This window comes from Frigoriflavimonas asaccharolytica (assembly GCF_013294015.1).
Taxonomy (GTDB): Bacteria; Bacteroidota; Bacteroidia; order Flavobacteriales; family Weeksellaceae; genus Frigoriflavimonas; species Frigoriflavimonas asaccharolytica.
The window spans coordinates 63597-71571 of sequence record NZ_JABSNO010000017.1; the positions used below are offsets into that span (position 1 = coordinate 63597).

9 protein-coding genes are annotated in these 7975 nt (G+C 32.5%); 7 read left to right on the forward strand and 2 right to left on the reverse strand.

Annotation, left to right across the window (positions count from 1 at the left end; all coding sequences use genetic code 11):
* The first annotated feature begins 223 nt into the window (after positions 1 to 223).
* On the forward strand, positions 224 to 634 hold the full coding sequence (locus HNQ03_RS11165; RefSeq protein WP_173779767.1) for an OsmC family peroxiredoxin: 411 nt from the start codon (positions 224 to 226) through the stop codon (positions 632 to 634).
* Between the two features lie 142 nt (positions 635 to 776).
* Entirely contained in the window at positions 777 to 1313 is a 537-nt protein-coding gene (locus HNQ03_RS11170) for a type 1 glutamine amidotransferase domain-containing protein (protein WP_173779768.1), read from the forward strand.
* 159 nt (positions 1314 to 1472) lie between these two features.
* On the opposite strand, the gene HNQ03_RS11175 is transcribed toward HNQ03_RS11170, so the two are convergent.
* Complete coding sequence (locus tag HNQ03_RS11175; protein ID WP_173779769.1) at positions 1473 to 2189, reverse strand: DUF2490 domain-containing protein; 717 nt, start codon at positions 2187 to 2189, stop codon at positions 1473 to 1475.
* Between the two features lie 24 nt (positions 2190 to 2213).
* Complete coding sequence (locus HNQ03_RS11180; protein WP_173779770.1) at positions 2214 to 3509, reverse strand: DEAD/DEAH box helicase; 1296 nt, start codon at positions 3507 to 3509, stop codon at positions 2214 to 2216.
* A 178-nt stretch (positions 3510 to 3687) separates the two neighbouring features.
* Here HNQ03_RS11180 and HNQ03_RS11185 point away from each other — a divergent pair, with 178 nt between their 5' ends.
* From HNQ03_RS11185 to pyk, 5 genes are read left to right on the forward strand one after another with little or no spacing between them, the layout of a single operon-like run.
* Entirely contained in the window at positions 3688 to 3927 is a 240-nt protein-coding gene (locus HNQ03_RS11185; RefSeq protein WP_076384135.1) for an acyl carrier protein, read from the forward strand.
* A gap of 26 nt (positions 3928 to 3953) precedes the next feature.
* Positions 3954 to 5198 (forward strand): beta-ketoacyl-ACP synthase II, encoded by a 1245-nt coding sequence (fabF, locus tag HNQ03_RS11190; protein ID WP_173779771.1) that lies wholly within the window; start codon positions 3954 to 3956, stop codon positions 5196 to 5198.
* 8 nt (positions 5199 to 5206) lie between these two features.
* Positions 5207 to 5974 (forward strand): ribonuclease III, encoded by a 768-nt coding sequence (gene rnc / locus HNQ03_RS11195; RefSeq protein ID WP_173779772.1) that lies wholly within the window; start codon positions 5207 to 5209, stop codon positions 5972 to 5974.
* Entirely contained in the window at positions 5949 to 6419 is a 471-nt protein-coding gene (locus HNQ03_RS11200) for an IPExxxVDY family protein (RefSeq protein ID WP_173779773.1), read from the forward strand. Before rnc ends, HNQ03_RS11200 begins: the two co-directional genes overlap by 26 nt.
* On the forward strand, positions 6412 to 7869 hold the full coding sequence (pyk, locus tag HNQ03_RS11205) for a pyruvate kinase (RefSeq protein WP_173779774.1): 1458 nt from the start codon (positions 6412 to 6414) through the stop codon (positions 7867 to 7869). Before HNQ03_RS11200 ends, pyk begins: the two co-directional genes overlap by 8 nt.
* Positions 7870 to 7975 lie beyond the last annotated feature (106 nt).

The window sequence follows — 7975 nt, forward strand, 5'->3', positions numbered from 1 at the left end:
AATTAAAATTATGCAAGTTTTTTCTAATAAATTTTAATTTAATTTTTTTTAGTATAATTGTGTAGTTCTTGCAAATTTTAAAAAATGAATTGAACTTGTAATTAAATTGTGAAATACATTTTAAATTGTAATCAGATCAAAACTTAAAATTTTTCTTCTTTACATATTTTGGTAACATCTTTGTTGCAACAAAATCAGAATTATTAATAATCAAAAAAATAAAATGAAAAGAACAGCAACAGCCGTTTGGAACGGTACCATTAAAGAAGGAAAAGGAAACATCACCACTTCCAGCGAAGTTTTAAACGAAGCACCTTATTCTTATAATTCAAGATTTAAAGATGGACCGGGAACAAATCCCGAAGAATTAATTGCCTCTGCACACGCAGGATGTTTCACCATGAAAGTGAGCGCAGATTTTGCAGAAGCAGGATTTACCCCAACAAAACTGGAAACTACTTGTAAAGTTACTTTATCCGACGGAAAAATTTCTAAGTCTACTTTAATTTTGAAAGCTAATATTGAAGGAATTTCTGAAGAGGAATTTCAAAAACTTGTAGAAAATTCTAAAGAAACTTATCCTGTAAACCAAGCTTTGAATATGGAAATTGCATTGGATGCAACTTTAAATTAATTTAAAATATATATTGAAAAATTTAAGCGTGGAAAAAATCTGTGCTTTTTTTATGTTTAAAATAATTCTAAATTGTTTTAAAATTATAAGAATTTACTATTCAGGAATAATTTCTGATGCTAGTTTTTTCAAATAAAATCTTATGAATAATTTAGAAAATAAAAAAATTGCAGTTCTTGCAACCGATGGTTACGAACAATCAGAATTAGAAAGTCCAGTGAAAGCGTTGAAAGATGCAGGTGCTACAATAGAAATAATTTCTTTGAAATCTGGAGAAATAAGAAGTATGAGCGGCCATGACTGGAGTGATTCTGTGAAAGTAAACAAAACTGTTTCCGAGGCAAATATTGAAGATTATTCCGCATTACTTTTACCTGGTGGCGTTATCAATCCAGATGCTTTGCGAGAAGATAAAAATGCAGTGAATTTTGTAAAGTCTTTTTTTGAGAAAAATAAACCAGTTGCCGCAATTTGTCATGGTCCACAAACTTTAATAGAAGCAGATGTCTTAAAAGGCAAAACGATGACTTCTTACAAATCCATTGCTACCGACCTTAAAAATGCTGGCGCAAACTGGAAAGATGAAGAAGTTGTAACCGATGGAAACCTTACTACGAGCAGAAATCCTGATGACCTCCCTGCTTTTAACAAAAGAATTATCGAAGAATTTAGCAAGTAAATTTTAAAAGAATTTTTTTTAATAGAGATTAGCTTTAAAATTTAAAATATTAATTAGTTTGAATTTTAAAGCTTTTTTCATGTCAATTTAAGAAATAAACTTTTCAATTAATTGATCTGACTATTTTTTAATTAGATCAAAATTTCTAAATTTAAATAGTTAATCCGCGCCAGGAAAAGGATAGATTTTCTTTTCTGCTTTATCTATGCTGATATTTAGGGCCAAAAAGATGGAATGTATATTTTTATTGCTCGTTTTTCCAAATTCTCGCTGCCAAACATAGCCAGATGCAATCCCAAAATTCCGATCTATTTGATACCCAAAACCACTGAAAAAACGATTTCTTGCAAATAAAGGATCATCTGTGGCTACAAAAAACACCTCATCAAAAGCATTAACAAAAATAGTTCCTGGTTCTACGGTTTCTGAATTTAATGGCACGGAAATATTCAAACGATAGCGCAACCTCACTCTTTGGGAATGTACATCTTTTATTGGCTCGTAAAACCAACTTTTCTCTGCTCGGAAACGGTTTTCAAATTTAAATTTTCCCATTTTTAAATCTATTACATCTTGCAACCAAAAACGAAATTCTTCTTTTACAAATTCTTTGTTGGTATAATTTCCGTAACGCCCAATTCCGATAAATGGTTTGTGATTTTTGGTTAAATTGTAGCCAATTCCTCCTTTTATTTCGTAATAATCTGGATAAGAGAAATCTTCTATCCCACGAAGTTGGCCTTCTGCAAAAAGGAAAAACTTTGGATGAAATTTGTACGTCAAAGTAATAGAATTAAAACTAGACGGATTTTCTTTTTGTCCAGAAATTTGTAAAAAATAAAAGAGAAATATTAGAAGTGAAAGACTTTTTTTCATAATAAAAATAGATACCTTAAAAACCTAAGCTTTCTCCGCCAAATAATTAGCAAGCACTTTATCCACCAATTCCTCTTTGGTCAAGTGATGAAAAATTGTTTTAATTTGCTGTCTCATTTCTTCTGGAATTTCTCGATTGGGTTTGGTTTTAAAAACTTTTTTTGCCCAAACCAAAGTATTATTCCATTCTATATCTTCTGCGGTTGCTTTATTTATTTTGTTGAATTTTATGCCTAGTTCTTTTTCAAACTCGGCAATTTCTTCAACTTCTTCTTGTTGAATAATCGTCATAGAAAGACCTTTCGCTCCTGCTCTACCAGTTCTTCCACTTCTGTGAATGTACGCTTCTTTGGTATCTGGCAAATGATAATTGATGATGTATGCCAATTCTCGCACATCTATCCCACGTGCTACCAAATCTGTAGCTACCAAAATATTAATATGCCCTTCTCGAAATTGATCCATGATGCGATCTCGGATTCCTTGGGTTAAACTTCCGTGCAAAGCGCCAGAGGAAATTTTTCGGATGGCGAGATTTTTCGCCAATTTATTCACTGCAGCTTTGGTTTTGCAAAAGATAATCCCTCTTCCATCTGCTTGAGAATTTAGAAAGTGAAGCAAAACATCCAACTTTTCAATCGGATCTACTACTATATATTGATGTTCAATATTTTCATTAGCCATAATTTCCAATTCCGCATTGATGGAAATGGCATCTTTGGACAAATAATTATGCACCACATCTTTCAATTCTCCTGGCATCGTTGCGCTGAAAAGAAAAGTTCTGCGGTTTTTTGGTAAAGATTTCAAAATAGAAAGCAAATCATCTTTAAAAGCTTGAAACATCTCATCTGCTTCATCTAAAATTAAATGTTTTAAATTGTTAACATCTAATGCTTCTTTCTGCAGAAGATCTAAAAATCTACCAGGTGTTGCTACTATTATTTGCGGATTGTCTTTTAATTCTTCAACTTGAGACTTCACCGTATTTCCACCAGTAAGTAAAACGGTAGAAATTTCTGGTAAATATTTGGCAAAATCTTTAATATTATTAAAAATTTGCTGCGCCAATTCTCTAGTAGGTGCAAGAATTAATGTTTGTATATTTTTATTTTCAAGTTCTACCAACTGCAAAATTGGCAAACCAAAAGCTGCAGTTTTCCCTGTTCCAGTTTTAGCAAGGGCAACAACATCATTATATTTATCTAAAATTATGGGAATTATTTGCTGCTGAATTTCTGTAGATACAGTTATTTCTAAATCTTTCAAAGCATTTTGGAGTGGATGAATCAATCCTAAGTCGGATATAAGTCTGGACATTATTTATTTTTTTTTGCAAAGATACGGGAGAAAATGGTATTTCTTCTTTAATTATATAATTGTGTACAAATAGCCCAAAAAGTAAATTGGGTAAATTTGATATAAAAACTGAAAAAAATAACTTTATAGCAAAGATTTTTTTATATTTGCAGCATTAACAATTTATAAATTAATTATTATGTCAGACATTGCATCAAGAGTAAAAGCTATCATCGCAGATAAGCTAGACGTTGAAGAAACAGAAGTAACACCAGAAGCTAGCTTCACAAATGATTTGGGAGCAGATTCTTTGGATACTGTAGAATTGATTATGGAATTTGAAAAAGAATTCAACATCCAAATACCAGACGATCAAGCAGAGAAAATTACAACTGTAGGTCACGCTGTAGCTTATATTGAAGAAGTAGTAAACAAATAATATTTTAGAATTAAAATTATTAGCTTATGGAATTAAAAAGAGTAGTTGTAACAGGTTTCGGCGCTATAACTCCAATCGGAAATACTGCAGAAGAATACTGGCAAAGCTTGCTGCTTGGTAAAAGCGGTGCAGCACCAATTACTCTTTTTGATACCACAAACTTCAAAACAAAATTTGCCTGCGAGGTCAAAAATTTCAACCCTTTGAACTACTTTGAAAAGAAGGAAGCAAAGAAAATGGATAGAAATACTCAATTTGGATTGATCTCTGCTCGTGAAGCAGTTGCACATTCTAGAATTATTGAGGATGGCGTAGACAAAAATCGTGTAGGTGTAATCTGGGGATCAGGTATTGGTGGTTTAGAAACTTTTGAAATAGAAGTTCTAGATTGGGCAAAATCTGAAATTCCAAGATTTAATCCTTTCTTCATTCCAAAAATGATTGTGGATATTACCCCTGGTCATATTTCTATAGAATATGGTTTTCATGGGCCAAACTATGCTACAGTTTCAGCCTGTGCTAGTTCTGCAAACGCTTTGATAGATGCTAAAATGCTTATTCAATTAGGCAAAGCAGATGTAATAGTTTGTGGCGGATCAGAAGCTGCTGTTACAGCAAGTGGAGTTGGTGGTTTTAATGCAATGATGGCACTATCAACAAGAAATGATAGTCCTGAAACTGCATCCAGACCTTTTGACAAAGATAGAGATGGCTTTGTTTTAGGGGAAGGTTCTGGAACAATTATTTTAGAAGAGTACGAACACGCGAAAAAACGTGGAGCAACCATTTACGCAGAACTTAAAGGTGGCGGAATGAGTGCAGACGCTTATCACATGACGGCACCACATCCAGAAGGATTAGGAGCTTATTTGGTAATGAAAAATTGTCTAGAAGATGCCGAATGCTCTACAGAAGATGTAGACCACATCAATATGCATGGAACTTCTACTCCATTAGGAGATATTGCAGAATCTAATGCAATTTCTAAATTATTAGGAGATCACGCTTTTAATATTCAAATAAATTCTACAAAATCTATGACCGGTCACCTACTTGGTGCAGCTGGTGTAATAGAAGCTATTGCTTGTCTTGGAGCCATTACAAATAACATTGTTCCTCCAACGATAAATCACTTTACTGATGATGAAAGAATAGACAGTAGATTAAATTTCACATTCAATACACCCGTAGAAAAAGAAGTAAATGTTGCAATGAGCAATACGTTCGGTTTTGGTGGTCATAATGCTTGTGTACTGTTCAAGAAAATATAATTTCATCAATGGAATTAAAGAAATATTTTTCTAAATTCCTTCTTTCTAAAAGAAAAAAGAATTTATCTAAGAGAGATAAGGATCTACATTCTGCACTAAAATCAATTTTAGGTTGCGAAGTAAAAAACATACATCTTTATCAAGAAGCTTTTTCTTTAAAAAATTGCCAACCTTCCAAGAATGCAAGTAACTATGAACGATTGGAATTTCTAGGAGATTCTATTTTAGGATCCATTATTTCTTGTCATTTATTTTCTACTTATCCAGATGGAGACGAAGGCTTTCTAACACAGATGAAATCTAAAATCGTAAGCAGAAAAAATTTAAACAAACTTGGCGAAGAATTAAAACTTACCTCATTTCTAATTAATCCTAAAGGAATTATACTAGGGGAAAATATTACTGGCAACTTGTTTGAAGCTCTTGTAGGTGCTATATATTTGGATTTGCAATATGAAATTTGCGAGAAAATAGTATTATCTAGGTTGCTCACACCACAAGATATGAACAAACTAGAGCAGAAGATTATCAGCTACAAAAGTTTACTTCTGGAATGGAGCCAAAAGAAAAAATTAACATTGGTATATAAAACCGAAATAGAAATTCTCCCAAACAAACAGACAAACTTTCGCTGTGACGTCTTTCTAAATAACAAAAAAATTGCAAATTCTACGGAGGTTTCTAAAAAGAAAGCCGAAGAAAAAGCAGCACAGAGAGCATTTTACAGTTTAAATAAAAAAGAAGAAATCCTTGGCACATCAAAACTTCATTCTTGATGATCTAGAAGAAGACCAAGAAACACTTGGTTTGATAAGAGCTGTAAAAAAAATACCTGAATACGAATTCATTTTTGCTGTAAACCGTATCAACAATTTCAATTTTAAAAGAATTAAGGATTTAAAATATAGTGGAAAATATTTTGATTACAATTTCTCTGTATATAAAGGATATGATATAGAATACAAAAATTGCATTCATATTTTCAGCAATAAATCTACCTCTTCTTTACAAAAAAAAGAAATTACAGAATTGTTTGTTGACGAAGAAAATGAGAGATTTTTGCTAAATAAATATAGAGATATAGATTATATTATCAAAACAACTGATGATATCCATGATTTTTCCTTAATTTTGCTCCCGAAAAATATTGCCTTCGATGTGCAAAAATATATTATAAGTTCTGAAGAGGAACTTTATCATTTGATACAATACTATGATTAACATATTAAATAAAAGCTTAAAGAAAACAAAGATAATAGCCACTTTAGGACCTGCTACAGATTCTAAAAAAGTTATTCGAGATTTGATAATTGCTGGTGTAGATGTTTTTAGAATAAATTTTTCTCACGCAGATTATGATTTAGTAACAAAAAACGTTGCAATAATTAGAGAACTAAACGAGGAAATGCGAACTTCGGTTAGTATTTTAGGAGATTTACAAGGTCCAAAACTAAGAGTAGGTGTAGTAAAAGAAGGATCTTACTTAAATCCTGGCGACATCCTCACCTTTACCAACGAAAAAATGGAAGGCGATTCTAAAATCGTTTACATGACTTACCAAAATTTCCCGAACGATGTGAAAGTTGGTGAAAGAATCTTAATTGATGATGGAAAACTAGCATTAGAAGTAATAGAAACTAATGAAATTGATACCGTAAGAGCAAAAGTAATCCAAGGTGGACCTTTAAGTTCCAAAAAAGGTGTGAATTTGCCAAATACCAATGTTTCTTTACCAGCATTAACGGAAAAAGATATAGAAGATGCAAATTTCATGTTGGATCTAGAGTTGGATTGGATTGCACTCTCCTTTGTGAGACATGCACAAGATATACGAGATCTAAAAGATTTGATGGCGAAACACCCAAAAGGTGATAAGAAAACACCCATTATTGCAAAGATTGAAAAACCTGAAGGCGTAAAAAACATCGATCAAATTCTATTGGAATGTGATGGTTTGATGGTTGCTCGTGGAGATCTTGGTGTAGAAGTTCCGATGGAGGAAGTTCCTGCAATACAAAAAACACTTGTAGAAAGAGCAAGATTCTTCAGCAAACCAGTTATCATCGCTACACAAATGATGGAAACGATGATCAATAGCCTTACACCAACAAGAGCAGAGGTGAATGATGTGGCAAACTCTGTACTAGATGGTGCAGATGCTGTGATGCTTTCTGGCGAAACTTCGGTTGGTAGATATCCAGTACAAGTAGTTGAAAACATGACCAAAATTGTGCAAAATATTGAAAAAACACATTTTTATCTAAGCAAAAATGAACCAATAGAGCATGATTTTAGTTGTATTGACGAACGTTTCGTGACCAATAGAGTTTGTCTTGCTGCAGTAAGAATTGCAAAAACAACGGAAGTAGAAGCCATTATCACATTAACGAACTCTGGCTACACCGCTTTCCAAATTTCTGCGCATAGACCAAATTCGCACATCGTAGTTTTTAGTTCTAATAAACGTGTGATCACAATGCTCAATTTACTTTGGGGAGTTAGAGCATATTACTATACAGATGAGGTTGGTACAGATAAAACCATTCTTAAAGTAAATCAAATGGCAAAAGATATGGGATTTGTAGAAGATACAGATATGGTGATTAACCTTAATGCAACACCTGCAAACGAGTTTGGAAAAACGAATACTTTACGTTTAACAACGATTTAAATATATTTCCCCAATCCTGTCCTAAACAAAATTGTTTGTTGTAAAAATGCGTTATTTTATTGAGTTGATTGATATAAAATTACGTTTTTTAAAAAAGAACCCCTTG

Coding starts and splice junctions, on each gene's coding strand:
- fabF (WP_173779771.1), top strand. CDS start 3,954: ATGGAATTAAAAAGAGTAGTTGTAACAGGTTTCGGCGCTATAACTCCA.
- pyk (WP_173779774.1), top strand. CDS start 6,412: ATGATTAACATATTAAATAAAAGCTTAAAGAAAACAAAGATAATAGCC.
- HNQ03_RS11185 (WP_076384135.1), top strand. CDS start 3,688: ATGTCAGACATTGCATCAAGAGTAAAAGCTATCATCGCAGATAAGCTA.
- HNQ03_RS11180 (WP_173779770.1), bottom strand. CDS start 3,509: ATGTCCAGACTTATATCCGACTTAGGATTGATTCATCCACTCCAAAAT.
- HNQ03_RS11170 (WP_173779768.1), top strand. CDS start 777: ATGAATAATTTAGAAAATAAAAAAATTGCAGTTCTTGCAACCGATGGT.
- HNQ03_RS11175 (WP_173779769.1), bottom strand. CDS start 2,189: ATGAAAAAAAGTCTTTCACTTCTAATATTTCTCTTTTATTTTTTACAA.
- HNQ03_RS11165 (WP_173779767.1), top strand. CDS start 224: ATGAAAAGAACAGCAACAGCCGTTTGGAACGGTACCATTAAAGAAGGA.
- rnc (WP_173779772.1), top strand. CDS start 5,207: ATGGAATTAAAGAAATATTTTTCTAAATTCCTTCTTTCTAAAAGAAAA.